At 64.2% G+C, this 25,344-nt stretch carries 18 protein-coding genes and 1 tRNA gene; 17 read left to right on the forward strand and 2 right to left on the reverse strand.

Annotated features, from left to right (window positions below):
* Positions 1 to 33: 33 nt before the first annotated feature.
* Positions 34 to 1,710 carry a response regulator gene (locus HKW67_RS05570; protein ID WP_171224446.1) on the reverse strand — a complete coding sequence of 559 codons (1,677 nt, stop codon included), beginning with the start codon at positions 1,708 to 1,710 and terminating at the stop codon, positions 34 to 36.
* Positions 1,710 to 7,949 carry a hybrid sensor histidine kinase/response regulator gene (locus HKW67_RS05575; RefSeq protein WP_171227559.1) on the reverse strand — a complete coding sequence of 2,080 codons (6,240 nt, stop codon included), beginning with the start codon at positions 7,947 to 7,949 and terminating at the stop codon, positions 1,710 to 1,712. Before HKW67_RS05575 ends, HKW67_RS05570 begins: the two co-directional genes overlap by 1 nt.
* A 508-nt stretch (positions 7,950 to 8,457) precedes the next feature.
* Between HKW67_RS05575 and HKW67_RS05580 the strand changes: the two genes are divergently transcribed.
* The 17 genes from HKW67_RS05580 to HKW67_RS05660 all read left to right on the forward strand — a co-directional run bounded on the left by HKW67_RS05580 (position 8,458) and on the right by HKW67_RS05660 (position 25,317).
* Positions 8,458 to 8,529 (forward strand) — tRNA-Asn (locus tag HKW67_RS05580).
* Positions 8,530 to 8,738: 209 nt separating this feature from the next.
* Positions 8,739 to 10,226, forward strand: a complete 1,488-nt coding sequence (locus tag HKW67_RS05585) for a leucyl aminopeptidase (RefSeq protein WP_171224447.1) — start codon at positions 8,739 to 8,741, stop codon at positions 10,224 to 10,226.
* Positions 10,227 to 10,243: 17 nt separating this feature from the next.
* On the forward strand, positions 10,244 to 12,160 hold the full coding sequence (locus HKW67_RS05590) for a TonB-dependent receptor plug domain-containing protein (RefSeq protein WP_171224448.1): 1,917 nt from the start codon (positions 10,244 to 10,246) through the stop codon (positions 12,158 to 12,160).
* A 43-nt stretch (positions 12,161 to 12,203) separates the two neighbouring features.
* Positions 12,204 to 13,085, forward strand: a complete 882-nt coding sequence (locus HKW67_RS05595) for a YicC/YloC family endoribonuclease (RefSeq protein ID WP_171224449.1) — start codon at positions 12,204 to 12,206, stop codon at positions 13,083 to 13,085.
* A complete protein-coding gene (gene gmk, locus HKW67_RS05600) occupies positions 13,082 to 13,729 on the forward strand; it encodes a guanylate kinase (RefSeq protein ID WP_171224450.1) in 648 nt (215 codons plus the stop codon). Before HKW67_RS05595 ends, gmk begins: the two co-directional genes overlap by 4 nt.
* 3 nt (positions 13,730 to 13,732) lie before the next feature.
* On the forward strand, positions 13,733 to 13,939 hold the full coding sequence (locus HKW67_RS05605; protein WP_171224451.1) for a DNA-directed RNA polymerase subunit omega: 207 nt from the start codon (positions 13,733 to 13,735) through the stop codon (positions 13,937 to 13,939).
* A 91-nt stretch (positions 13,940 to 14,030) separates the two neighbouring features.
* The gene (gene coaBC, locus HKW67_RS05610; protein ID WP_171224452.1) at positions 14,031 to 15,236 is read left to right on the forward strand and encodes a bifunctional phosphopantothenoylcysteine decarboxylase/phosphopantothenate--cysteine ligase CoaBC; all 1,206 of its coding nucleotides are present in this window, start codon (positions 14,031 to 14,033) and stop codon (positions 15,234 to 15,236) included.
* Positions 15,226 to 16,362, forward strand: coding sequence for a uracil-DNA glycosylase (locus HKW67_RS05615; protein ID WP_206044615.1), 1,137 nt, complete (start codon positions 15,226 to 15,228; stop codon positions 16,360 to 16,362). Before coaBC ends, HKW67_RS05615 begins: the two co-directional genes overlap by 11 nt.
* Positions 16,359 to 17,855 carry a replicative DNA helicase gene (gene dnaB, locus HKW67_RS05620; protein ID WP_171224453.1) on the forward strand — a complete coding sequence of 499 codons (1,497 nt, stop codon included), beginning with the start codon at positions 16,359 to 16,361 and terminating at the stop codon, positions 17,853 to 17,855. The genes HKW67_RS05615 and dnaB overlap by 4 nt, the downstream gene beginning before the upstream one ends.
* A 10-nt stretch (positions 17,856 to 17,865) precedes the next feature.
* Positions 17,866 to 19,263, forward strand: coding sequence for a DNA repair protein RadA (radA, locus tag HKW67_RS05625; protein ID WP_171224454.1), 1,398 nt, complete (start codon positions 17,866 to 17,868; stop codon positions 19,261 to 19,263).
* Positions 19,260 to 20,036: a 2-C-methyl-D-erythritol 4-phosphate cytidylyltransferase gene (gene ispD / locus HKW67_RS05630; protein WP_171224455.1), complete on the forward strand. Its 777-nt coding sequence runs from the start codon at positions 19,260 to 19,262 to the stop codon at positions 20,034 to 20,036. Before radA ends, ispD begins: the two co-directional genes overlap by 4 nt.
* 6 nt (positions 20,037 to 20,042) lie before the next feature.
* Complete coding sequence (locus HKW67_RS05635; RefSeq protein WP_171224456.1) at positions 20,043 to 20,720, forward strand: L-threonylcarbamoyladenylate synthase; 678 nt, start codon at positions 20,043 to 20,045, stop codon at positions 20,718 to 20,720.
* A gap of 24 nt (positions 20,721 to 20,744) precedes the next feature.
* Entirely contained in the window at positions 20,745 to 21,209 is a 465-nt protein-coding gene (locus tag HKW67_RS05640) for a low molecular weight protein arginine phosphatase (RefSeq protein WP_171224457.1), read from the forward strand.
* A gap of 10 nt (positions 21,210 to 21,219) precedes the next feature.
* A complete protein-coding gene (locus HKW67_RS05645; protein WP_171224458.1) occupies positions 21,220 to 22,101 on the forward strand; it encodes a shikimate dehydrogenase family protein in 882 nt (293 codons plus the stop codon).
* Complete coding sequence (locus HKW67_RS05650; protein ID WP_171224459.1) at positions 22,098 to 22,967, forward strand: ComF family protein; 870 nt, start codon at positions 22,098 to 22,100, stop codon at positions 22,965 to 22,967. Before HKW67_RS05645 ends, HKW67_RS05650 begins: the two co-directional genes overlap by 4 nt.
* 5 nt (positions 22,968 to 22,972) lie before the next feature.
* Positions 22,973 to 23,983 (forward strand): type I glyceraldehyde-3-phosphate dehydrogenase, encoded by a 1,011-nt coding sequence (gene gap / locus HKW67_RS05655; protein WP_171224460.1) that lies wholly within the window; start codon positions 22,973 to 22,975, stop codon positions 23,981 to 23,983.
* A 137-nt stretch (positions 23,984 to 24,120) separates the two neighbouring features.
* Entirely contained in the window at positions 24,121 to 25,317 is a 1,197-nt protein-coding gene (locus HKW67_RS05660) for a phosphoglycerate kinase (RefSeq protein ID WP_171224461.1), read from the forward strand.
* Positions 25,318 to 25,344: the final 27 nt, after the last annotated feature.

A 25,344-nucleotide genomic window follows, 5' to 3' on the forward strand; every position in this document is an offset into this window, starting at 1 on the left:
GGGTTACGTGGCAAGTGTGCGGGATTAAGCGGATCACGTATTGGGAATGGCCAGCGCCGCCGGAGATTTCCTCGAGCGCAAAATGTCCAGCAGGATCGCGATCTTCAGTGGCTTGACGGTGTGCGCATCGAAGCCAACCTCGCGCGACCGACGAACGTCTTGATCCTGGCCGAACCCCGACATGGCGATGATTTGCACGTCGGCAAGGCCTCGCGCGCGCGTTCGGCGACACACCTCGTAGCCATCCATGCCCGGGAGTCCGATATCGAGCAACATCACATCGGGCGTCTCCTGGTCGATCATTTCCAGCCCCGTCTCGCCATCGTAAGCCACGCGCACGTGATGACCATGCAGCGTGAGCAATGCTGCCATGCTTTCTGCGGAGTCGCGATTATCATCGACGATGAGCACGCGTGCCCCGCGCGGAGCTGCACCATCGGCCAGCGCCGTTTGGCCGCGTTGGACTACCCGTACGCCGGTGGTGATGGCCGGAAGCTCGATCGTGAATTCGCTGCCCATACCCAGCCCGTCGCTACGTGCACGAACCGTCCCGCCGTGGAGCTCCACCAGCGTACGCACCAAGGACAAGCCGACACCAAGTCCACCCTGCGAGCGTTCCACGGAACGTTCGCCCTGAGCAAACAACTCGAAAATTGATTCGATCGTGACGGGCGTCATGCCGACGCCTCGATCACGAACGTGCAGTTGCGCGCGATCTCCAACCCGCTCAACAACGATGTCAATGACCCCGTACGGAAGCTGATATTTGGCCGCGTTATTGAGCAGGTTGGCGATAACCTGCGTGAGTCGCGTCGGATCACCGAGCAATCGCACTGGTCTCTTGGGCATCGATACGTGCAACTGATGATGGTGCGCGTCGATTTGCGGTCGACAGGTTTCCACTGCACTTGTAACCAGCGCCGAGAGGTCTACCTCTTCGGGTCGCAGCACGATCTTCCCGTGCGTAATGCGCGACACATCGAGGAGGTCATCGACTAAACGCGCCAGTTGATGCGACTGACGCTCAATGACATCGCGGCACCAGCGCAGCTCCGCGTCTTCGATCTGCTTGTATTGCATGATGCTCACCGCGTTCTGCACCGGCGCCAACGGGTTTCGAAGCTCGTGCGCCAGCAGTGCGAGGAACTCATCCTTCTTGCGATCGGCGTCGCGTAATTGCGTGGTGAGCTCGACTTGACGTGTCATGGCCGCCTCGAGCTCCGCCGTGCGTTCGAGCACGCGCTGCTCGAGCTCCCGCGTGAGGCGTTCCGATTCACGTGTCTTCCGATACAGTTCCGTGAACACGCGCACCTTGGCCCGCAACAGTTCGGGTACGACCGGCACCGAGACGTAGTCGACAGCACCTGATTCATAGCCCTTCAGCTGATCGATGTCGGTGAGATGCACCGCCGATACGAAGATGATTGCGGTTTTTGAATAGCGAGGATGATCGCGAATGATCCCGGCCAGCTCGAAGCCGTCCAGATCGGGCATACTGACATCCATCAGAATCAACGTGACGTCATGCTTGAGCAGCAGGTCGAGTGCGGCCCGGCCCGAGTTGGCCTTGAGCAAGTGCTCGCCAAGCGACTCCAACATCGCCTCGTACGTGAGCAACTTCCCCGGCTGGTCATCCACCAGCAGGATGCTGACCGGGTCTAATGAACTCGACGCGGATGTCGGTGGAACGGCGGTCGGCGTCATGGTCATCAGCGGTGGAGCCAGAGTCGCAATGCCGATAGCAACTGCTCGGTGTTCACGGGCTTGGCCAGATAGTCGGACGCACCCGCTTCCAAACACTTCTCCCGATCACCCTTCATGGCTTTCGCCGTCAGCGCCACGATCGGAAGCCGACGCATCTCGGGCTTGTGACGGATGGCCTGCATGGTCTGATACCCATCCATCTCCGGCATCATGATGTCCATGAGCACGATGGAGACATCGTGCGTGCGCTCGAGAATCGCGATGGCCTCGTAGCCAGTCCCGGCCGTCAACACCTGCATGCCACGGCGCTCGAGCACGCTGCTCAGCGCAAAGATGTTGCGCACGTCATCATCGACGACGAGCACCTTTTTGCCGATCAGATCATCGTCGGAACGATGCAGGCGATCCAGCATCCTCTGCTTTTCCGGCGGGAGATCGCCGACAATACGGTGCAGAAACAGTGCGGTCTCGTCGAGCAGGCGCTCTGGCGACTCGACGCCCTTTACAACTACGCTGCGTGCCAGCGTGTGCAGTCGGGCATCTTCGTCGGGCGACAGTTCTTGACCGGTAAATACGACGACGGGCAGGTCCGCCAGGCGGGCATCATCGCGGATGTGTTCGAGCACGGCGAATCCAGACATATCCGGGAGGCGTAGGTCCAGCACTGCACAGTCGAATGATTCGGCGCGTAGTCGTTGCAGCGCATCTCGCCCTGATTCGGCTATCTGTATCTCCAGGTCTTCGTGGCCTAGTAACTCGCGGATGCTGAGGGCCTCTCCAGGGTTGTCTTCGATCACCAGTAGTCGGCGATGCCGTGGCTCCGCGAATTCCTTGATGCGCGCAAAGGCGACATCAAGTCCGCTGGTACTCGTCGGCTTGGTAAGAAAGCTGAACGCACCGCGTGCGAGGCCGTGTTGCCGGTCCTCATCGAGCGTGACCATCTGCACGGGGATATGGCGAAGCGATGGATCTTGCTTGAGTTGATTCAATACGCTCCACCCGAGCATGTCGGGGAGGAACACGTCGAGCGTGATGGCCGTAGGCCGGAAGGTACGCGCCAGCACCAGTGCATCGGCTCCGCGCATCGCCACCAGAACCTTGAAGCCGTGAAGTCTTCCTTGGTCGAGCAGGATTCGTGCGTAGTGCGGATCATCCTCGACGACCAACAGCACGGTATCGCCCGCGAGGATGTTGTCGCGATCATCAGGGAGCTGGGTAACCATCCGTTCGGCTCCCCGACCGGCACCGTTGCCCGCGCCGAGCGCGGCGAACTCTGCGCTATGCACTCGCTGGGCATGCATCGACGGCGCTGGTGACATCGTCGAGGTCGGACCGACGTACGCGAGCGGCAGGAAGAGTGTGAATGTGCTTCCCACCCCAACTGTACTGCGTAGCTGAATCTCACCGCCCAACAACGCGGCCAGCTCGCGACTGATGGCAAGGCCGAGACCCGTGCCGCCGTATTTACGGCTCGTACCGGCGTCGGCCTGCTGAAACGCCTCGAAAATGATACGCTGCTTCTCGAGCGGGATGCCAATGCCGGTGTCAGACACCGAGAACGCCATGACACCGGAGGCGCGACTCAGTACTGGATGATCGGTCGACCACCCGGAGGTCACGGGTGCCACGGAAAGGCGTACGGCTCCTTGTTCGGTAAACTTGAAGGCGTTCGATAGCAGATTCTTGAGCACCTGCTGCAATCGCTTCGCGTCGGTGACGATGTTGGGCAGTGAATCGGTGGACACTTCGTCGGCGACCTCAACGTCGAGGACAAGCTTTCTGTTGTCGGCCTCGTGGCGGAACGGTCGGGCCACCGCTTCCATAAGATTCTGCAGCGCGACTTCCTCGGCTACTACGGTGACCGTACCCGATTCGATCTTGGACAGATCAAGAATGTCCGTGATCAGATTGAGCAGGTCGGTACCAGCGCCGTGGATAGTGCGCGCAAATTCGACCTGTTTCGGCAGTAGATTGCCTTCCGAGTTTTCGCCAAGTTGTTGGCCAAGGATCAGAATGCTGTTGAGCGGCGTGCGTAGTTCGTGCGACATGTTGGCCAGGAACTCAGACTTGTACTTCGAGGTAAGCGCCAGTTCCGTGGCCTTCTCTTCCACGGCGCGACGAGCCTGCTCGATTTCCTGGTTCTTGCGTTCGACCTCGGCGTTCTGCTCGGCCAACTGTTGTGCCTTTTGCGCAAGCTGCTCATTCGTTTGCTGCAGTTCGCGTTGCTGTGTTTGCAGTTCGGTTGCGAGCTGCTGCGACTGCTTCAGCAAGTTTTCTGTTTGCATCGTGGCCTCGATGCTATTGAGCACGATGCCGATACTCGTCGTCAGCTGTTCAAGGAACGACAAGTGTGCCGGTGCAAAGTCTCCCAGCGATGCCAGTCCGAGCACCGCCTTGATTTCCCCCTCGAAGACCACGGGAAAAACGACAAGGCTTTTGGGCAGCGCGTCCAGGAAGACGGTGCCGATCCGTACCGTTTCAACCGGGATATCCGTCACGAGAATGAAGCGCTTGTCCTGCGCGCATTGGCCAAGGAACGATCCGCCAAGCGGCAGTCGATCGGGATAGCCGTCCACGTGCGCGTTCGCGTATGACGCCAGGAGCGAGAGTGCGGTGGCGTCGTCGCCGGTACCGACTTGGTAGATGACGCCTTGCTGACCATTCACGAGCGGCACCAGTTCGGAGAGCAACAGCGCACCCACCGTACTCAAGTCACGCTGGCCCTGTAGCATGCCGGTGAAGCGCGCGAGGTTGGTCTTGAGCCAGTCTTCTTCGGTGTTTCGCTCCGTTGTCAGGCGAAGATTGTCAATCATGGTATTGATATTGTCCTTCAGCTCCGACACCTCACCGCGTGCTTCGACCTGAATCGATCGCGTGAGATCGCCTTGCGTCACAGCGGTGGCGACTTCGGCGATCGCGCGCACCTGTGTCGTCAGGTTCGCGGCCAGCAGATTCACATTGCCCGTCAGGTCTTTCCACGTACCGGCGGCACCAGGCACATTGGCCTGTCCGCCCAGTCGGCCTTCTACGCCCACCTCGCGCGCGACCGTGGTGACCTGGTCAGCAAAGGTGGCCAGCGTACCGGTCATGTCGTTGATGGTTTCCGCGAGAGCCGCCACCTCACCTTTGGCATTCACGGTGAGCTTCGGCTTGAGGTCGCCATTGGCCACGGCGGTCACCACCTTCACGATACCGCGCACCTGCTCGGTCAGGTTCACCGCCATCACGTTCACGTTGTCGGTGAGATCCTTCCACGTACCAGCAACGCCAGGCACCTGCGCCTGTCCGCCCAGCTTGCCCTCCGTGCCGACCTCTTTCGCCACACGTGTTACTTCGGCCGCGAAGGCATTCAGCTGATCCACCATCGTATTGATGGTCAGCTTGAGCTCGAGGATCTCGCCTTTCACCTGCACGGTGATCTTGCGAGACAGGTCACCTCGGGCCACGGCGGTTGTGACTTCGGCGATGTTTCGCACCTGCGTGGTGAGGTTGGCGGCCAGCAGATTCACGTTGTCGGTGAGATCCTTCCACGTTCCCGCTACGCCGGTCACGTTCGCCTGGCCACCGAGCTTGCCGTCCGTACCGACCTCGCGCGCAACGCGCGTGACTTCAGCCGCGAACGATCGCAGCTGCTCCACCATCTTGTTCAGCGTTTCCTTGAGGTTCAACAGCTCGCCGCGGACGTCTACGGTGATCTTCTTTGACAGGTCGCCGTTGGCGATGGCGGTTGCGACTTCGGCAATATTTCGAACTTGTGCGGTGAGGTTGGAGGCCATGGAGTTCACGGAGTCGGTGAGATCCTTCCACGTTCCCGCAACACCGGGCACCTCGGCTTGTCCGCCAAGCTTTCCTTCGGTACCGACTTCGCGCGCGACACGCGTCACTTCACCGGCGAATCCGTTCAGCTGATCGACCATCGTGTTGATGGTGTTCTTGAGCTCCAGGATCTCGCCTGACACGTTCACGGTGATTTTACGCGACAGGTCACCGCGTGCGACGGCCGTCGTGACCTCGGCGATATTCCGAACCTGCGCCGTGAGATTACCGGCCATGAAGTTCACGTTGTCCGTGAGTCCCTTCCACGTGCCGGCCACACCTGGTACTTGGGCCTGTCCACCGAGCTTCCCCTCAGTACCGACTTCACGCGCCACGCGCGTCACTTCGGAGGCGAAGGCATTGAGTTGATCGACCATCGTGTTCAGCGTGTTCTTCAACTCGAGGATTTCACCGCTCACGTCGACGGTGATCTTCTTCGACAAGTCACCGTTTGCGATAGCCGTCGCTACTTCGGCAATGTTGCGCACCTGCGCGGTGAGATTCGACGCCATGAAGTTCACGGAGTCGGTGAGGTCCTTCCAGGTACCGCCCACTCCCGGTACGAGTGCTTGTCCGCCAAGGCGACCATCGGTGCCGACTTCGCGGGCCACACGCGTGACTTCCGACGCGAAGGCGTTGAGCTGGTCGACCATCGTGTTCAGCGTGTCCTTGAGCTCGAGAATCTCGCCCTTCACATCGACCGTGATCTTTCGTGACAGGTCACCTCGCGCTACGGCGGTGGCGACTTCTACGATATTACGAACCTGACCTGTCAAATTTGACGCCATCGAATTCACAGAGTCCGTGAGGTCTTTCCACGTGCCGGCGACACCGGGTACTTGCGCCTGTCCACCGAGCTTTCCTTCGGTACCGACCTCACGTGCCACGCGAGTGACTTCAGCGGCAAATGCGTTGAGCTGGTCTACCATGGTATTGATGGTGACCTTGAGCTCGAGCACTTCACCTTTCACGTCAACCGTGATCTTTCGCGAGAGGTCGCCGCGCGCCACCGCGGTCGTGACCTCGGCGATGTTGCGCACTTGCGTCGTGAGATTGGCCGCCAACAGGTTCACGTTGTCCGTGAGGTCCTTCCACGTGCCGGCAACACCGGGCACTGCTGCCTGTCCGCCCAATCGACCTTCGGTTCCGACTTCGCGCGCCACGCGCGTGACTTCTGACGCGAATCCATTGAGCTGGTCCACCATCGTATTGAGCGTTTCCTTCAACTGCAGAATCTCGCCGGACACGCTAACCGTGATCTTCTTCGAGAGGTCACCTCGGGCAATAGCCGTGGCCACCTCGGCGATGTTTCGCACTTGCGCCGTGAGATTTGACGTCATGAAGTTGACGTTATCTGTGACGTCTTTCCATGTACCGCCCACGCCGGGTACGTCGGCGACGCCGCCGAGTTTGCCTTCGGTGCCGACTTCGCGCGCGACGCGCGTCACTTCGCCGGCGAACGCGTTGAGCTGGTCCACCATCGTGTTGATGGTGTCCTTGAGCGCCAGGATTTCGCCGCTCACATTGACCGTGATTTTGCGAGAGAGGTCGCCGCGGGCCACAGCCGTTGTGACCTCGGCGATGTTGCGGACCTGGGCCGTCAGGTTTCCGGCCATGGCGTTCACGGAGTCGGTGAGGTCTTTCCAGGTGCCAGCCACACCGGGGACCACCGCCTGTCCACCGAGCTTACCTTCGGTGCCCACCTCGCGGGCCACACGAGTGACTTCGGAGGCGAACGATCGCAGCTGATCAACCATCGTGTTGATCGCTTCCTTCAGCTGCAGGATCTCGCCGCGCACATCTACCGTGATCTTACGCGACAGGTCGCCGCTGGCCACGGCGATGGTCACCTCGGAAATATTGCGAACCTGCGCCGTGAGGTTCGACGCCATGGAATTCACCGAGTCGGTGAGATCCTTCCACACACCGCTTACGCCCGGCACTTGTGCCTGACCGCCCAGCTTTCCATCGGAACCAACTTCGCGCGCCACGCGCGTGACCTCAGAGGTGAACACGCCGAGCTGCTGGATCATCGTGTTTACGATGGTCGCGGAGCGCAGGAATTCGCCTTCGAGCGGGCGACCTTCAACATCCAGTCGAATCGTCTGCGTCAGATGCCCGCGTGCCACCGCGGCGATGGCGCCGGTGACTTCGATGGTGGGGCGGAGCAGGTCGTCGATGAGGGTGTTTACGGAGGTCTCCATCTCGCCCCACGACCCGCGCGACTGATCGAACTTGGCCCGCTCTCGCGTCTTGCCCTGAATGCCAACCACTTCACCCACGCGCTGGAGCTCGCTCGCCATCCGTTGGTTCTGGAGCACGATGTCGTTGAACGCGTCAGCGATCTTCCCGTTCAGTCCGGTCCAGTCGCCGGGTAGCTGCACCGAGAAATCGCCGTTTCGCATGCTCTGTAATGCGAGCAGCAGCATGCGACGATCGAGCTGCGCAACATCCGTCGGCTCGACGCGGTCTCTTCTCCGGCGCGCCGCGGCGATTGGACCATTGGCGACGATGACGTCGCGCTCGGCCTCGAGCGCCTGTTCAGGCACTTCGGAATCATCCGCCAGTAATGTCTGGCTCCCGCCATTCTGTCGACTTGCTCTGGGCATGCGTGCTTTCTCGTGGTGAGCGCAGCGGAAATGCAAAAAGCGCCCTCCGCCGATGCGCGTGAGCACGCGCATCGGTGAAAAGCGCCTTCGACTGTCGGGGTCCGAGCCCCCGACCGACAAGACATACGCCTGAGACAGCCAGCGTTCGAACCGAGTCCAGACTACACTTTTGCGATTAATCCCGCAAGCGTGACGGTTTGGCGTCGTTTGACTGTTGACAAAGCCCCTTCGGAGTCTTCTCCGCTGGGCGAAGAATCTTCCAGACCAAGCATTGCCTTTGGCCGTCGCTGGAGTCGATATTGTCCGTGTTGGGCTGGTACTGGGTTGATGGGGTGTAGCTCAATGGCAGAGCACTCGACTGTTAATCGAGCGGTTGTAGGTTCGACTCCTACCGCCCCAGTTGTTGCTGCATGGAACGCCCGGTTTTCCTCTCGGAAAGCCGGGCGTTCTGTGTTCCGGGCGTCATTCGTTGCTGGTGGCCGCTCGCCTCGCTTGCCGCGCCCGCCGGTGAATGCCTAGCTTCCCGTCTTCTGATGGTGCACGCCCCACGACTCATGGGTGATCCGCGACGATGCGGTATCGCCACCCCCCTCTGCGCCGATTGCGTCCATGCCTTTTTCGCTCCAGCTCAGTCACGCCGCTCCGGCCTCGGTCGACTCGCCGTTGTTGGCGATCGTGCTGTCTCAGGACCCGTCACTCGACGACGCCCTACGCGCGGTCGACACGCCGTTGGCTGGCGCGATTCAGCGGTCGATCGCCCGACGCGATTTCCGTGGCGGACGCGATGAGACCATGCTGTTCGTTGGTGGCGACACCGGCGCCCAGCGCGTTCTGCTGGTCGGGCGCGGATCGGCACCGCTGACGCGTGCCGTGGCGCGGCGTGCTGCGGCTATCGCGGCCCGCCAAGCGGGTAAGCTGGGAACGGGCGCCATGCACATCGTGCTCGCTGGCGCGAACGGTGACGCCGATGCCTCCGAAGGGCTCGCGCTTGGGGCGGCCGCTGGTAGCTGGGCCTATCCCGATCTGCAGACTCAGCCGCCCGAGAAGGATCGGCGGGCGCGACTGGAGTCGGTCACGGTGCTCGGGGCCGACACCGATGCGGTGCGGGCGGGCTTCGCGGCCGGCGCCGCGGTGGCTGAGGGGCAGGCGATCGCCAAGCGGCTCGGCATGATGCCCGGCAACGTGTGCACGCCCGAGACGTTCGTGGAAGTGGGCCGCGATATCGCCGCGCGGCATGGGATGACCATCACGGTGCTGGGACGCGCCGAGATGGAGCAAGAGAAGATGGGATCCTTTCTGTGCGTCGCGCAGGGGACGCCGGAGGAGCCGCGCCTCGTCGCGCTGGAGTACCGGGGTGGCGCGCCGGATCAGCAGCCGGTGGTGCTGATCGGCAAGGGACTCTGCTTCGACACCGGTGGCATCTCCATCAAGCCGGCGCCGGAGATGGAATGGATGAAGTTCGACATGTCGGGCGCCGGCGGTGTAATGGGCGCGATGGAAGCCATCGGTCGTCTCAAGCTGCCCGTCAACGTGGTGGGCATCATCGGATCGACCACCAACATGCCGTCCGGAACGGCCGTGAAGCCGGGTGACGTGGTGCGGGCCTCGAACGGTAAAACGATCGAGATCATCAACACCGACGCGGAAGGCCGCCTCGTGCTGGCCGACCTGTTGGTGTTCGCCAAGCGCTTTAACCCGGCGATCGCGATCGATGCGGCGACGCTCACGGGAGCCATCGTGATCGGTCTGGGCGCGAATGCCGTGGGTGTCTTCGGCAAAGACCAGTCGGCGGTCGACGAAGTCCTGGCCGCCGGATCGGCCGCGGGTGAACCCGGATGGCCCCTTCCGTTGTGGGATGAGTACAAGGAGCAGATCAAATCCGATGTGGCCGACCTGAAGAACACGGGCGGCCGCGCGGCGGGCGCCATTACCGCTGCTCTCTTCCTGCAGGAATTCGTGGACGGTTATCCGTGGGTGCACCTCGACGTTGCTGGTACGGCCTATTCGCAGGTCGATCTCGGTTGGATTCCGAAGGGACCGACGGGTACGCCCGTGGGCACGTTCGTCGAAATCGTACGGGCGCGCGCGCGTCGGTGATCCGCCACGTTCGGCTTATGGCCGCCAGCCTGCTGGTGGCCATCGCGGTGCCGGCGTTCGCGTCGGCACAGGTTCGTCCCGACTCGGTGCGGAAGGACACGGTACGAGTATCGGTGCCCGTGCCACCGCCGCCCGGTGTGGACACGCTGCCCAAGCGCACGATTGCCAGCGACTCGGCGGTTTTCCGGCGTGAGGTCGCGCGTACGGATAGCATCAAACGCGCGATCGCGGGCGACACGATCAAGGCGCCGCTTGCGCGCTTCGAGCGACCGGACGATTTCGAGACGTCGCCGAGACTGCGCTTTTCGCGTGAGGAGATTCTCTCGTCGGGCGCCGTGAACCTGGCGGATCTCCTCGATCGGGTACCGGGCGTCACGACGTATCGCAGCGGCTGGATCGCCGGTGTGCACGCCGCCTCTTTCGCCGGAGACACGCGGCGGCTCCGTCTGTTCGTCGACGGCGTCGAGATGGATGCGATCGAGCCGCGCAATGGCGGCACGATCGATCTCACCGATGTGCCGTTGTGGACACTTGATGAGTTGGTCGTGGAGCGAGCGGCCGGCGAGGTGCGCGTCTGGATGCGCACGTGGACCGTCGAGCGCACGACGCCATATACACGGGCCGACATCTTCACGGGTGACCTGAACACCAACGCGTTCCGCGGGCTCTTCGCCCGCCGATGGCGCAACGGCGTGCTCCTACAGCTCGGTGGACAGCAGGTGGCGACGCAGAGTGGACGCGTCAATGCGTTTACGGGCGCGGAGAGCTCGGCCGGACGCGGTGACGGAACGGTGCAGGGATTCATGGCGCGCATCGGCTGGTCGAAGCGTCGCGTCAGCGTCGATCTGTTCGCGAACGCCAGCGCGCGTGAACGCGATCCGCACACGGCGCGCGAAGGATTCACCGACCTGCTGGCGTACAAGGGCTCGCGTCGGGATGCGTATCTGCGCGTCGGATACGGCGACACGCTGCGCGGGTTCTGGTCACAGGCGATCATCGGCGTCGTGCGCACTCGCCTCGAAGGAATCGGCGAAGCGGTTGCGGAAACCGACTCGACGCCCGCCGTCGTAACGGACACGATTCGTGGGCGCACGCAGCAGCTGTTGGCGGCAGGGTATCGCACGTCGCGCTGGTCGGTGTCGATGACGGATCGCGTGCGACCGATCGACGGCACGGCATTCCATGCGCCCGCGGTACGTGGTCGACTGGGTGGCTCACGCTACGCGATCGGTGCATTCGCCGAAGAGAATGGGGCGGACTCCACGCGTCGCATCGATTTGTCGGCCCGTGCGCAGCCGTTTTCGTGGCTGATCCTCACCGGCGCGCAGAGCACACGCACCCCGGACTCGGCGACCGGTCGCGTGAGTGGAAACACGTTGCGGGCCGAGGCCGCGCTCAAGGTCGGCCGACTGTGGATCGGCGGCGGCGTCATCCGGGACAACGCCAATCGCTTCGAGTCGCCAGTCATTTTGGGCACGCCCGCGGCGCTCGTGTCGTCGGTCGATGCTCAGGGTGTCCTGGCCTCGGCCGCCGGTCGTCTCTACAAAGACGTGCGCCTCGATGTGCAGGCGATTCGATGGGATGGATCGCAGTACAATCGGCCGCAGCTGCACGTGCGTACGGAGATCGCGTTGATCAGCGATTGGCGCCGCCGATTCCCTCGTGGTGAGTTCTCGATCAACGCGCGAATCTGGCATGAGTTGCGCGACGGCGTGCCGTTCTTCTACGGCACGGAGGCCGGCAGCAGTACGCCTGATGTGCGCATCACCGAGCGCGCGAATGTCATGACCGGCTTGCTCGAACTGCGCATCCAGCGCGCGACACTGTTCTACCAGTACCGCAACCTGACCGGCGGTGCGTACGAGCAGATTCGCGGCATTACCATGCCGCCTGCCGTGCAGATGTACGGCGTGCGTTGGGAGTTCTGGAACTGATGCGGTTGACCTACTCGGACGTGCGCGTTTCATTGCCGATCGCATGATTCGTTCAATGACGGGCTTCGGCCAGGCGGAAGGCACAGTCGGCACCTCCCGGGTGCTGGTCGAAGTGCGCACGGTCAACCATCGCTTCTTCTCGCCCAGCATCAAGTTGCCGGGCGCCTATGGGCGCTGGGAAACCGAGGTGCGCGAGGCGATGCGCCTCAAGGTCAGTCGCGGGCACGTGACGTTGACCGCTCGGAGCGAGCGACTGGCCACCCAGGCCATCGCCATCGACGACGAGCGGTTCGCCGCGGTCGTCTCGCAGCTGCGCGATCTGCACGATCGGCACGGACTCTCCGGGGGCATCGATCTCGCCACGGTGTTGCGGATGCCTGACGTCATGTCGGCGCCGCGCGAGGAGGAGGACACCGGCACCGTGGCGGACCTCATCGCCGTCGTGGACCGGGCGCTCGACCACCTGGGGCGCGCCCGAGCCGAGGAGGGCGCGCGGCTCGCGGCGGTCTTGCGGGAGCGGTTGGATCTGGTGGACGCGGCGTTGCAGCGCATTGCGCTCCGGGCGCCCGAACGCCTGCTGGCCCAGCGGGATCGCCTTCGGGCCGCCGTGAAGGAGCTGGCCGATGGGCTGGCCGTGGACGAGGTCCGTTTGGCGCAGGAGATCGCCATTCTGGCCGATCGCATGGATGTGAGCGAAGAGCTCGATCGGTTTCGGTCGCACATCACCGCGTTTCACGGCGTTCTGGCCGACGCGGACGCGGGCGGGGAACCGGTGGGCAAGCGCTTGGGCTTTCTCCTTCAGGAAATGCTCCGGGAGGCGAATACCACCGGCAGCAAGGCGGCCGATGCCACGATCCTTCACGACGTGGTGGGCGTGAAGGAAGAGCTGGAGCGTATCCGGGAGCAGGTCGAGAACCTCGAGTGAGCCCATTTCCGGTCATCCTGTCCGCCCCCTCCGGGGGTGGAAAAACCACAATTGCGCGTCGCGTGCTGGAGCGGCGGGCCGATGTGGGTTATTCTGTTAGCTGTACGACGCGTGCTCCACGGGATGGTGAGGTGGACGGACGCGACTACCGCTTTATCAGTCTCGAAGCGTTTGCGGCCGCGCGCGATGCGGGCGAATTCGCGGAGTGGGCTGAAGTGCACGGCAATTTCTACGGAACGATGCGATCCGAAATTCAGCGGGTGCTGAGTGGCGGGCAGCATGTCCTGATGGACATCGACGTTCAGGGGGCACGACAGTTCCACATCGCGTTTCCCGATACGGTGCTGATCTTCGTGTTGCCGCCGTCGGGCGAGGTGCTGAAGTCACGGCTCTCGGCGCGGAAAAGCGAGAATCGTGAGCGGTTGCTCGTACGCCTGCGGAACGCCCGTGCGGAGTTGGGAGAAGTCGGGCGCTACCACTACGTGGTGGTGAACGATGATCTCGAGCGGGCGGTCGATCAGGTCAGCGCAATTATCGATGCGGAAGGACTGCGGCACGACCGGGTAGATGAAGTCGAGGCGCAGGTCGAGGCGCTCATCGCGCAGCTCGAACAGGAAATTCACGTTTTCAGCAAGGGCGACTGACGCATGCAGGTTTTTACTCCGTCCGACGTGTCGAAGCACGCGGCCAACAAGTATCTGAGCGTGCTCATCGCGGCGAAGTTCGCGCGCGTGCTCAACGAATTCCCCCGCGATCGCTCGGCGCACGAAAAGAAGCTGACGACGCGCGCGCTCGAAGAGCTCGCTCACGGTGAGATCGAGTATCGCGTGGTGCCGCGCCGACGTCCGGGCTGAGTTCACACCGCTTGCTGGACCCCGCGCCGCGCCGTGACGATCGTCCCGGCGCGGCGCCTTTTCTCTCCCCTCAGCGCCCTCGCCTGCTCCTGTGCGTCCTTTCGACCGTCAGCGCATTCTGCTCGGGGTCACCGGCGGCATCGCGTCCTACAAGGCCGCGTGGCTGGCGCGCCTGCTGACGCAGGCTGGTGCCGAGGTCGACGTGGTGCTCACGCGCGCGGCATCGGAGTTCATCGGCGCAATCACGTTCGAGGCCCTCACCGGCCGGCCGGTGCACACCGCGCTCATCGCGCCGGGGCATGCGCTCGATCACATTAAGCTCGCCCGCGCGGCGCAGCTCGTGGTCGTGGCACCAGCGACCGCTGATTTTCTCGCGCGCGCGGTCGGTGGGCACGCTGATGATCTGCTGTCGGCCTGCTTGCTTGCGACGAGCGCACCGGCGCTGCTCGTTCCGGCGATGAACGATCGCATGTGGGCGCATCCCCAGGTGCGGCGCAACGCTGACGCGGCGCGGGAAATTGGATACCACGTGCTCGATCCCGACAACGGCGCGCTCGCGGTCGGCGAGGGCAGTGGCCCCGGCCGCATGCCGGAACCCGAGACCATTGTGGCGTACTGCGCGCGATTGCTCGAGCCGCCGACGGTGCTGGAAGGTCGCTCCATCGTCGTCACGGCCGGTCCGACGCGTGAGCCCCTCGATCCGGTGCGCTTTCTTTCGAATCGGAGTAGCGGAAAAATGGGCGTGGCGATTGCCGCTGCGGCATGGCGACGCGGTGCCGATGTTACGCTGATTGCTGGCCCACTCGATGTCGCCACGCCTCCTGGTTTACGAATCATCACCGTCGAGACGACGTCGCAGATGCGTGACGCCGTGTCGCAGGCGCTGCCTGGCGCTGCCGCGCTCGTCATGGCCGCAGCTCCTGCGGATTTTACCGCGGCGTTGCCGGCAAGCACCAAGATCAAGAAGGCAGACGCTGGCGATGCACTCGCGCTCGTGCGCACCGATGATATTCTCGCCACAACCCGAGAGTCGCGCCCAGCGTCCTGCGTGACCGTGGGTTTCGCCCTCGAAACGGGCGATGCCCGGGTCGAGGCGCGTCGCAAACTGGTCGACAAGGGGCTCGACTTCATCGTCGCCAATGACGCGCTCGAAGACGGTGCCGGTTTTGGCGTTGATACGAATCGTGTGACGATCGTGCACGCGGACGGACGCGAAGAACAGCTTCCGCTGCAAAGCAAAACGCAGGTAGCGGATCAGATTCTCGACCGCGTTGAGGTGCTGCTGCATGGACGCTAAGGATCGTCTCCGCCGGTATCTCGAGCAGCGCCGTGAGCTGGGCGAGTCTGAGCTCGTGCTGGATAGCCTCTCCGTCGAGGACGTGATGAAGATGGTCGGCGCGAAGTCGTCCGCGCCGAAGATTGCCGACGCGCCTGCAGCGCCGGCTACAAAATCGAAAGTGCGGACACCGGTCGAGCGGGACGCCGACGCGCCACCGCCCGAAGCGCCGAGTGATCTGCCGTCGGCGCCGGTCGCGCCGCCGCCCGAGCCCGGCGTGCGCTTCGATCGAGGCGCGACGACCGACTGGCGTGAGGCGTTGCGCAATGCCGGCGCAATGCGGCCAAGTGATGCGTTGGCTCCGCCCCCAATCGTGCCGACGACGTCTGCCGCGACTGCTGCTGGGGCTGGTGCCGGAGCAACCAATCCAGTTCCGGCCGCGAACACGACGATGGCCGATACGCCGGTGAAAGATCTGCCGGTGTGGTTGTCGGCGCTTGAACTCCCACTCGGGATCGAAGCCGGCCGACTGCGTGTGATCGATGCGGCACCCGAGGTGGCCAGTCTGCCCACCCTCGAGGAGATCGCCCAGCACGTGGCCAGCTGCACGCGCTGCGCGCTGTACAAGTCAGCCAAGCATCACGTACCGGGCGAAGGAAATCCACAGGCCGAACTGCTCTGCGTGGGCGAAGCGCCGGGAGCAAACGAAGATGAACAAGGTCGGCCATTCGTCGGCGAGGCCGGCCAGTTGCTGACCAAGATTCTTGGGGCGATTCAGCTGTCGCGCGAGGACGTCTTCATCTGCAACGTGCTGAAGCATCGGCCGCCAGGCAATCGCGATCCGCTGCCGGATGAAGTCATCGCGTGCCAGCCGTACCTGCTGCGACAGATCGAACTCGTGCGCCCGCGCGTCATCCTGGCGCTCGGTCGATTCGCGGCGCAGACGCTCCTGCAGACCACCACCGGTATCGGTGCGCTGCGGGGCCGCATACACCGGTTTCACGGCGTCCCGCTCATCGTCACGTACCATCCGGCGGCGTTGCTGCGCAACGAAGCGTGGAAGCGTCCCACGTGGGACGATGTGAAGCTCGCCCGTCGCATTCTCGATGCATCGCGCGCTGCCAGCGCGGACTCAACCGCTCCATGACCAGTCTCGTCGTCCCCAATACTGCCACCCCGGCCCCGCGCGATCCGTTCAAGGAACGCCGGCCCCCCTGGTCTGAGGAGGCCGAGCAGGCCGTGCTCGGCGCCATGTTGCTCGACGCCGACGCCGTGATGCGTGCGGCGGAGCATGTCGACGACACGATGTTCTACCGCGAGGGACATCGTCGCCTCTTCCGCGCCATGATCTCGATAACGGAGCGCGGCGGCGTCATCGATCCGCTCACGCTCGCCGATGAACTGGAGCGCCGCGGTGAACTCGAACACGCCGGTGGCCGCGAGTATCTCGGATTTCTGCTCGATGCCGTGCCGACGGTCGCGAACGTGGAGTATCATGCGCGCATCGTCAAAGAGCGCGCCCTGCTGCGCCGACTCATCGAAGTGTCGACCGAAATCGTATCGGAGGCCTTCGAAGGACGCACGGCTGCGTCGGATCTGCTCGACTCGGCGGAATCACGCATCTTTTCGTTGAGCCAAACGAGAGAACGGACCGGCTTCTCGCGCATCAAGGAGCTGCTCTGGCCGGCGATGGAGAAGTTGGAGCTGCTCGCGCAACGCGAGGCGGCCATCACCGGTGTGCCGAGCGGGTTCAATGAACTCGATTTCATGACCTCCGGTTTTCAGCCGGCAGACCTCGTGATCGTGGCCGCGCGTCCGTCCATGGGTAAGACCGCCTTCACGCTCAACATCGCACAGCACGCTGCCATAACGGCCAAGGTGCCGGTGGCGTTCTTCTCGCTCGAAATGAGCAAGGAGTCGCTCGTGCAGCGTATGCTCGCCTCGGAGGCGCTCATCGACGCGCAGGCGTTGCGTAAAGGCGGTAGGGCGCTCGACGAATCGATGCCACGTTTGGCGCAGGCCGCTGGTATCCTGAGCCATGCGCCCATCTTCATTGACGACACGCCCGGCATCACCCTGCTCGACATGCGCGCCAAGGCGCGGCGACTCAAGTCCGAACACGACCTCGGGCTCATCATCGTCGACTACTTGCAGCTCATGACGGGGCCTGCCGGTGTCGAGAACCGACAGCAGGAAGTCTCCCAGATCTCGCGCGGCCTCAAGGCGCTCGCGAAGGAACTCGGCGTGCCGGTGGTGGCGCTGTCGCAGCTGTCGCGTGCGCCGGAGCAACGCACCGGTGATGACAAGGGACGTCCGCAGCTCTCCGACCTTCGTGAGTCCGGCGCCATCGAGCAGGACGCCGACGTCATCATGTTCATCTTCCGGCAGGAAGTGTACGCTGAGCGCGACGAGAATGGCCGACTCAAGGATCCGGACCTCGAGGGACGTGCGGAGATCATCATCGGCAAGCAGCGTAACGGTCCGATCGGCAGCGCGCGATTGTACTTCCACAAGCAGTACACGCGTTTCGACAACTTTTCGGCCCGGCAAGCGCCCAACGATTTTGGTGGACCGAAGTCGGATTTCGGCGGACCGAAGCTGGTGAAGGGCGCCGATGATTTCGGCGGGACGCCCTTCTGATTTCGCGGTAATGGCTAAGGCGAAGACGGTCTATCGTTGCACCGAATGCGGCGCGGAGTTTCCCAAGTGGGCGGGACGCTGCGAGAGCTGTGACGCGTGGAATACCCTCGGCGAAGAGATGGTCTCCAACGCGCCGACCAGCAAGCGCACGGCAGCGCGGAGTGTGCCCGGCATCGCCGCCGCGACGGTCACCCTCGGTCGAGTTACGGCGGCAGATACGCCGCGCTGGACCACGCAGCTCAACGAGTTCGATTTCGTGCTTGGTGGTGGCCTTGTGCCCGGCAGCATGGTGCTTGTGGGCGGCGAGCCCGGTATCGGCAAGAGCACGCTGCTGCTGCAGGTGGCCGCTCGACTTGAGAACGCCGGACTGGCCACATTGTACGTGTCCGGCGAAGAGAGCGCGCTGCAGGTGCGACTGCGCGCTGATCGGTTGGCAGAGGACGCATCGTCGGTCGCGCTGCTCACGGAAACGTCACTCGAAACGATTCTCGCCACGGCATCGCAGCCGGCGGCCGACGGTCGGCGCATCAGTGTGCTGATCGTCGACTCGATTCAGACTGTGCACACCGAGCTGCTCGAAGGCGCACCGGGCAACGTGGGACAGGTACGCGAGTGCGCTGCGCGTCTCATGCGCTTTGCGAAGGACACAGGGACGGCCGTGTTCGTGATCGGTCACGTGACCAAGGGCGGCGGGATTGCCGGTCCGAAAACGCTCGAGCACATCGTCGACACCGTGCTGTACTTCGAAGGCGATGGGACGCTCGATCATCGCGTGCTGCGCGCCACGAAGAATCGCTTCGGCTCGGTCGACGAGATCGGCGTGTTCCGCATGGTTGGCACGGGACTGATTCCCGTGGAGAATCCGTCGGCACTCTTTCTCGGCGATCGACGTGACGTGGCCAGCGGAAGTGCGGTCTGCGCTCTCATGGAAGGCACGCGACCAGTGCTCGTGGAAGTGCAGGCGCTCGCTGCGCGGGCCGGGTTCGGTACACCGCAACGCGTCGCGAACGGCATCGACGCGCGCCGACTGGCACTGCTGCTGGCCGTGCTCGACAAGCGTGGCGGCTTTTCGTGTGCGCATCTCGACGTGTTCTGCAACATCGTCGGCGGTATGCGCGTGCAGGAGCCAAGCGTGGATCTTGCCATCGTGGCCGCCATTGCCTCGAGCGTGGTCGACAAGCCGCTCCCGGCGCAGGCCATCTTCCTCGGCGAAGTCGGGCTGGGAGGCGAAGTGCGTCCGGTGTCGCAGGTTGAGCGGCGCCTGGCCGAAGCGGCAAAGCTCGGTATGACGCGTGCCTATCTCTCGGACCGTGCGATCCCGCGACGTGTGCCGGGTGACATCACGCTGGTTGGCGTGCGGACGTTGGCGGATGTGCTACAAAAAACGGTCGGTAAGGATGCAACATGAGTGAGTCGCCAGCAGCGCCGCGCCGCGTGATTCCGCCGCCAGTGATCACGTCACGAGGCGACGAGGCCATCGCACATGATGGTGTCGTTCGTGACGTCGGCGTGGTGATCGTGGCCGGTGGCTCAGGCTCGCGCACGGGCAGTGCGGAGCTCAAGCAGTTCCGTTGGGTGGCGGGAAAGCCGGCGCTGCTGCACAGTGTGCAGTCGTTCATGGCGCGCCCCGATGTGGCGATCGTCGTGGTGGTGCTGCCGAAGGCGTACGCGGCCGATCCGCCGCCGTGGCTGTTCCAGTGCGATGTGGACCGGTTGTTGGTATCGGTGGGCGGTCGCGAGCGGCACGAAAGCGTCGTGAACGGACTCGAAGATCTCCCCGAGGAGGTGGTCATCGCCGTTGTCCACGATGCGGCGCGACCGCTGGTGACGGATGCCACGATCGACCGGGTGATCGCCGAAGCTCGCAAAGGGCACGGCGCCGTAGCGGCGCTTCCCGTGGTCGATACGCTGAAGGAAGTCGACGCCGACGGCCGCATCGTACGCACGGTGGATCGCACGAATCTGTGGCGCGCGCAAACACCGCAGGCGTTTCCGCGTACGATGCTCGAGCAGGCGCACATCGCGGCGCGGCGCGATGGCGTCGGGGCGACCGACGACGCCGGGCTGTGTGAGCGCCTCGGGTTACCCGTCGTTGTGGTACGTGGTAGCGAACGCGGCATGAAGATCACCGAGGACGTCGATTTCGCTCGCGCCGACGCTCTCAGCCTGCTGCCGGAGTAGGCGGCCGTGTCGGTGCATCGTGAGGCGCTCACCGTGCCCTTCTGGTCTCCTGTCGAGGTCGAGGGGGCGCTACGTGATGCGATTGTGCACCTCAGCGAACGGCGCGTCCTCGCGTACCCGACCGAGACCGTATACGGCTTCGGAACGGCCGTCGACCACGAGTCCGTCGAAGCGCTGGTGCAGCTGAAGGGTCGGCCGCCGGGAAAGCCATTCCTGCTGCTCATCAACGATCCGGCGCAGATTGCGCGACTCGATCTACATCTGCCGACTTATGCCTCGACGTTGGCGGCTCGTTTTTGGCCTGGACCGCTCACGCTGGTGCTCCGCGGGGGCGATCAGCGCGTGTCGCCGCGCTTACGCGGACCGGAGGGTGGTGTGGCGGTACGGTGGACGCCGCACGTCGGGCTGCAGCGCCTCCTCGCAGCCTACGGCGAGCCGATCACGAGTACGAGCGCGAATCGACCCGGGGTTCCGCCGGCGATGACGGCCGCTGAAATTGTACAGCAGTGGCCCGACGCAATTCATCGCGGACTGCTGCACGTGCTCGACGGGGGTCGGCTGGCGCCGTCGCGCTCGTCTACGGTGGTGGATTGCACCGGCCGTCGCGCTCGTGTGATCCGCCCTGGAGTACTGACAGCGATCCAGTTGCGTGAATGCGTGCCGGATCTCGTGGGCGATACCTAGCAAACGCCGAGGGGCGCGCTACGCATGCATCTGCTCTTCGTCTGTACCGGTAATACCTGTCGCAGTCCGCTCGCCGAGGCAATCGCGCGGCGGATGATTGCCGATCGTGGCATCACGGATCTCACGGTGGGAAGCGCCGGCACCAGTGCGTGGGCCGATGCGCCGGCGTCCGACGGCGCGCTGTTGGTCGCGCTCGAGCATGGCATCGATCTCGGCGATCATCGATCGCGCCCGCTCGCGCAAGAACTCGTGAGCGGCGCGCAGCTCATTCTCACCATGGGCCCGCATCATCTCGATCGGGCGGAGGCGCTTGGCGGCACGGGCCGATCGTGGCTCCTGACCGACTTCTCCGGTGGCACGCCTCGTCCGGTAAGTGATCCGTTCGGTGGTGACCTCGACGTGTACCGTGCCACGTTCGTGGAGCTCGAGCAAGCCATCGGCCCCGTGCTCGATCGGATCGTCGCTGATCGTTCCCGCAGCGCGCACTGAGTCGTTGCCCGTGACGGAGCATCGTCAGGAGCGCGTGGTCCGTGCGGCGGAGCGCCCGTCGCGTCTGGTCATCCTCGGTCACCCGGTGGCGCACTCGCTCTCACCGGTCTTCCAGAACGCGGCGTTGCTCGAGACGGCTATTCCCCTCGTGTACGACCGGGAGGACGTCGCGCCCGATGGGCTGGCCGACGCGCTGAGACGACTCGCGGCGGAGGGGGCAGGCGGGAACATCACGATCCCGCACAAAGAAGCGGCGACCGCGCTGGTCGCGAGGTGCACGCCAGTCGCGCTTCGAACCGGCGCCGTGAATACGTTCTGGACGGAGCAGGGCGATCTCATCGGCCATAACACCGATGTCGACGGCGCGGCCGCCACGATTCGTGCGCTCCTCCCGGTGGACAGCTCCGCGGCAGGTGACACATCCGTCGTGCTTCTCGGCGCCGGTGGGTCGGCGGCGGCGACATTGGTTGCGCTCCACTCCCTGGGCTATCACCGCCTCACGATTGTGGCCCGGACCACCGCGCGTGCGCACGCTTTGTCGGAACGCCTATCCATTCCCGCCGAGATCGTGCCGCCCGACGCGATCGAGCGAGTCGTTCGCCGTGCGGGCCTGGTCATCAATGCGACGCCGATCGGCCTGCGCGACGACGCGCTTCCGATGCCGGTCGCATTCCTGCCTGCTCGCTGTGCCGTCTTCGATCTGGTGTATCGACGCGGACTCACGCCGTGGATCGCCGCCGTCCGCGAGGCCGGACATCGTGCCGAAGACGGGCTCCGCATGCTCGTGGAGCAGGGGGCCTCGGCTTTCGAAACGTGGTTCGACGTACCGGCTCCGCGTGAGACGATGTGGGGGGCGCTCGACGCCGCACCACCGACCCATGGCAGTCCATGACGGGCCGTGACGAACCGCGGCGCCGTCCCGAACGCCGGTTCGCGGCGGTCGCACGTGTGGCGCGAGAGACGGCGCAGGGCATGGTGGACCTGCTGCTGCCGTCGGCCTGCGCCATTTGCCGTTCGTTGCACCGCGCAGACGCCGATGGCATCGTCTGTCAGGCGTGCCTGGCCCGGGTGGTGCGCCTCAGTTGGCCCCAGTGCGGACGTTGCGGGCAGCCTCGCCTGTCGCCGTCGATGCCGTTGCCGGTCGAGGCCAGCCCCTCGGGTGTGATCCCGCCGTGCCGTTGGTGCAGCCGGCTGGCGCCGACCATCCGTGCCGTGCGCTCCGTGTGCCGTATGGACGAAGGGACGGGCGCGGCGCTGGTCCACGCGCTCAAGTACGACGGATGGCACGCCGTCGCGAAGCCGATGGCCCGACGCATGGCCCGTCTGGAATGGCCGCCGGATGTGGTGCGCGAGCGCTCGGCGCTCGTACCTGTGCCGCTCTCGATCACCCGACAGCGTGAACGCGGCTACAATCAGGCGGAACGACTCGCCAGTGCCCTGTCCGACGAATGGCGGATACCAGTGTGGACCGACGTGCTCGAGCGCAATCGCAACACCAGATCGCAGGTGCGGTTGACACCGTTGGAGAGGGCAAGCAACGTTTCCGGTGCGTTCGTGGCGGTAGGTCGCGCCCATACGCGTCTCCGGGGGGCACACATCGTGCTGGTTGACGATGTGATCACCACGGCGGCGACGATCAACGCGTGCGCTCAGGCTCTGGCGGACGGCGGCGCGCGCATCATCTCCTGTGTGACGTTCGGACGTGCGCCTGAACCGGGCGACCGTGCCGTTTCTGACTACGACTTCCTCCGGAACTGACACGAATGGCTATTCGCGTAGGCATCAACGGCTTCGGCCGCATCGGCCGCCAGGTGCTTCGCGCCGCCAAGCAGCAGGGCGTCGCTGACCTCGACTTCGTTGCCATCAACGACCTCACTGACACCGCCACGTTGGCGCACCTCTTCAAGTATGACTCGGTGCACGGGCGCTACGACGGCGAGGTCAGTCATGATGCCGAGAGCATCACGATCGACGGTGATCGTATCCGCATTCTGGCCGAGCGCGACCCGGCCAAGCTTGGCTGGGGCGAAATGGGCGTCGACATCGTCCTCGAATCGACCGGCCGCTTCACGGTGGCCGCCGATGCCAAGAAGCACATGGACGCGGGCGCCAAGAAGGTCATCATTTCGGCACCGGCCACGAACGAAGACATCACGATCGTGATGGGTGTGAACAGCGACAAGTACGATCCGGCGTCGCATCACATCATCTCCAATGCGTCGTGCACGACCAACTGTCTCGTGCCGATGGTCAAGATCATCCGTGACAATTTCGGCTTTGTGCACGGATCGATGGTGACGATCCACAGCTACACGAACGATCAGTCCATCCTCGATCTTCCGCACAAGGACTTGCGTCGCGCCCGTGCAGCCGCCGTGTCGATGATCCCGACGACGACGGGTGCCGCCAAGGCCACGTCGCTCGTGATTCCGGAAGTGAAGGGCAAGATCGATGGTATCGCCGTGCGCGTGCCGACGCCCGATGTCTCGCTCACCGACCTCACGTGCGTCGTCGAGCGCAAGGTCACGAAGGAAGAAGTCAATGCGGCGTTCAGGAGCGCCTCGGAGACCTCCCTTGTTGGCATCGTGGGCTACAGCGAGGTGCCGCTGGTCTCCATCGATTATGTCGGCGATCCGCATTCGTGCACACTTGACGCGCTCAGCACGATCGTCATCGACGGCACGCTCGTGAAGATCTCCGGCTGGTACGACAACGAGTGGGGCTACTCGTCGCGATGCGTCGACATGCTTCGCTTCGTCGGCGCTCGCCTCTAAGCGCTCCGGGCGTTCGCACGCGGTCGTTCGTTCAACCTGTTCGCGTGTTCGTTCACGAGCCCCGGTGCCTGCGTGCCGGGGCTCGTGCGTCGCTGGGCCGTTCGCTCGCGACATCACTTCCGTCGTAATTTCCCGCCATGACGACTCGCACCATTCGCGATCTTTCCGCTGCCGACCTTGCTGGCAAGCGCGCCCTCGTGCGCGTCGACTTCAACGTGCCGCTCGACGAGGCCGGTGCGGTCAGCGACGACACCCGTATCACGGCCGCGCTGCCCACGATCACGACCCTGCTCGATCAGGGTGCGAAGGTGGTGTTGCTGGCGCACTTCGGACGGCCCAAGGGAGCGCCGGAGGCCAAGTATTCACTGGCCCCCGTTGCTACTCGGCTGAAGCAATTGCTCCCGCGCCCCGTACACTTTCTCGGCGAGACGATCGGTGCGGCTGCCGTCGCGGCGACACATGCGCTTGCCGACGGGGAAGTCCTGTTGCTGGAGAATACCCGCTTCCTCGCCGGCGAGGAGAAGAACGATGACGCGCTTTCGCAGCAGCTTGCCGAGTTGGGCGATCTGTACGTGAACGACGCGTTCGGTGCGGCGCATCGCGCGCACGCGAGCACCGCCGGCGTGGCGAAGTACTGCCGGCCTGCGGTTGCAGGTTTGTTGATGGAGCGGGAGCTCGCCTATCTCGGCGGCGCGCTCGCGGCGCCGGCACGTCCGTTCGTGGCCATTCTCGGCGGTTCCAAGATTTCGGGGAAGATCGACGTGGTGGAGGCGCTGCTTCCGAAGGTCGACCACCTGCTGATCGGCGGCGCGATGGCCTGCACGTTCTTTCGCGCGATGGGCTGCGAAACCGGCAACTCGCTGGTCGAGCCTGATCGACTCGAGATGGCGAAGGACTTGCTGGCGCGAGCTGGTGACAAGCTGGTGCTGCCGGTCGATGCGATGATCGCGCCGTCGATGGACGCGGGAAGCGACGCGCGCGTGGTCGGTCGTGAGTCCATTCCGGCCGGCGAGGCTATGTTCGACATCGGCCCGGCCAGCGTCGCACAGTACCGCGCCTTGATCGAGTCGGCGCGCACGGTGCTCTGGAATGGACCGATGGGCGTGTTCGAGAAGCCGCCGTTCGACGCGGGTACCTTCGCGGTGGCGCGGGCGATGGCGGTGGCCACCGATCATGGGGCGACCACGATCATTGGCGGTGGCGATTCCGCCGCTGCCGTCGCCGAAGCCGGGCTCGAGTCGAAGATGTCGCATGTGTCGACGGGTGGCGGCGCCTCGCTCGAGTTCCTCGAGGGGAAGGACCTGCCTGGCGTCTCCGCGCTCGACCTTCGCTGATCTCCGATCCGCGATTCGCGCGCCTCC

The organism is Gemmatimonas groenlandica, assembly GCF_013004105.1.
GTDB classification, from domain to species: Bacteria; Gemmatimonadota; Gemmatimonadetes; order Gemmatimonadales; family Gemmatimonadaceae; genus Gemmatimonas; species Gemmatimonas groenlandica.

What these genes read in the sequence shown, in the direction of transcription:
- HKW67_RS05570 (WP_171224446.1), bottom strand. Translation starts at nt 1,710, where the DNA reads ATGACCATGACGCCGACCGCCGTTCCACCGACATCCGCGTCGAGTTCA.
- HKW67_RS05575 (WP_171227559.1), bottom strand. Translation starts at nt 7,949, where the DNA reads ATGCTGCTGCTCGCATTACAGAGCATGCGAAACGGCGATTTCTCGGTG.
- HKW67_RS05585 (WP_171224447.1), top strand. Translation starts at nt 8,739, where the DNA reads ATGCCTTTTTCGCTCCAGCTCAGTCACGCCGCTCCGGCCTCGGTCGAC.
- HKW67_RS05590 (WP_171224448.1), top strand. Translation starts at nt 10,244, where the DNA reads ATGGCCGCCAGCCTGCTGGTGGCCATCGCGGTGCCGGCGTTCGCGTCG.
- HKW67_RS05595 (WP_171224449.1), top strand. Translation starts at nt 12,204, where the DNA reads ATGATTCGTTCAATGACGGGCTTCGGCCAGGCGGAAGGCACAGTCGGC.
- HKW67_RS05605 (WP_171224451.1), top strand. Translation starts at nt 13,733, where the DNA reads ATGCAGGTTTTTACTCCGTCCGACGTGTCGAAGCACGCGGCCAACAAG.
- HKW67_RS05615 (WP_206044615.1), top strand. Translation starts at nt 15,226, where the DNA reads ATGGACGCTAAGGATCGTCTCCGCCGGTATCTCGAGCAGCGCCGTGAG.
- dnaB (WP_171224453.1), top strand. Translation starts at nt 16,359, where the DNA reads ATGACCAGTCTCGTCGTCCCCAATACTGCCACCCCGGCCCCGCGCGAT.
- radA (WP_171224454.1), top strand. Translation starts at nt 17,866, where the DNA reads ATGGCTAAGGCGAAGACGGTCTATCGTTGCACCGAATGCGGCGCGGAG.
- ispD (WP_171224455.1), top strand. Translation starts at nt 19,260, where the DNA reads ATGAGTGAGTCGCCAGCAGCGCCGCGCCGCGTGATTCCGCCGCCAGTG.
- HKW67_RS05640 (WP_171224457.1), top strand. Translation starts at nt 20,745, where the DNA reads ATGCATCTGCTCTTCGTCTGTACCGGTAATACCTGTCGCAGTCCGCTC.
- HKW67_RS05650 (WP_171224459.1), top strand. Translation starts at nt 22,098, where the DNA reads ATGACGGGCCGTGACGAACCGCGGCGCCGTCCCGAACGCCGGTTCGCG.
- gap (WP_171224460.1), top strand. Translation starts at nt 22,973, where the DNA reads ATGGCTATTCGCGTAGGCATCAACGGCTTCGGCCGCATCGGCCGCCAG.
- HKW67_RS05660 (WP_171224461.1), top strand. Translation starts at nt 24,121, where the DNA reads ATGACGACTCGCACCATTCGCGATCTTTCCGCTGCCGACCTTGCTGGC.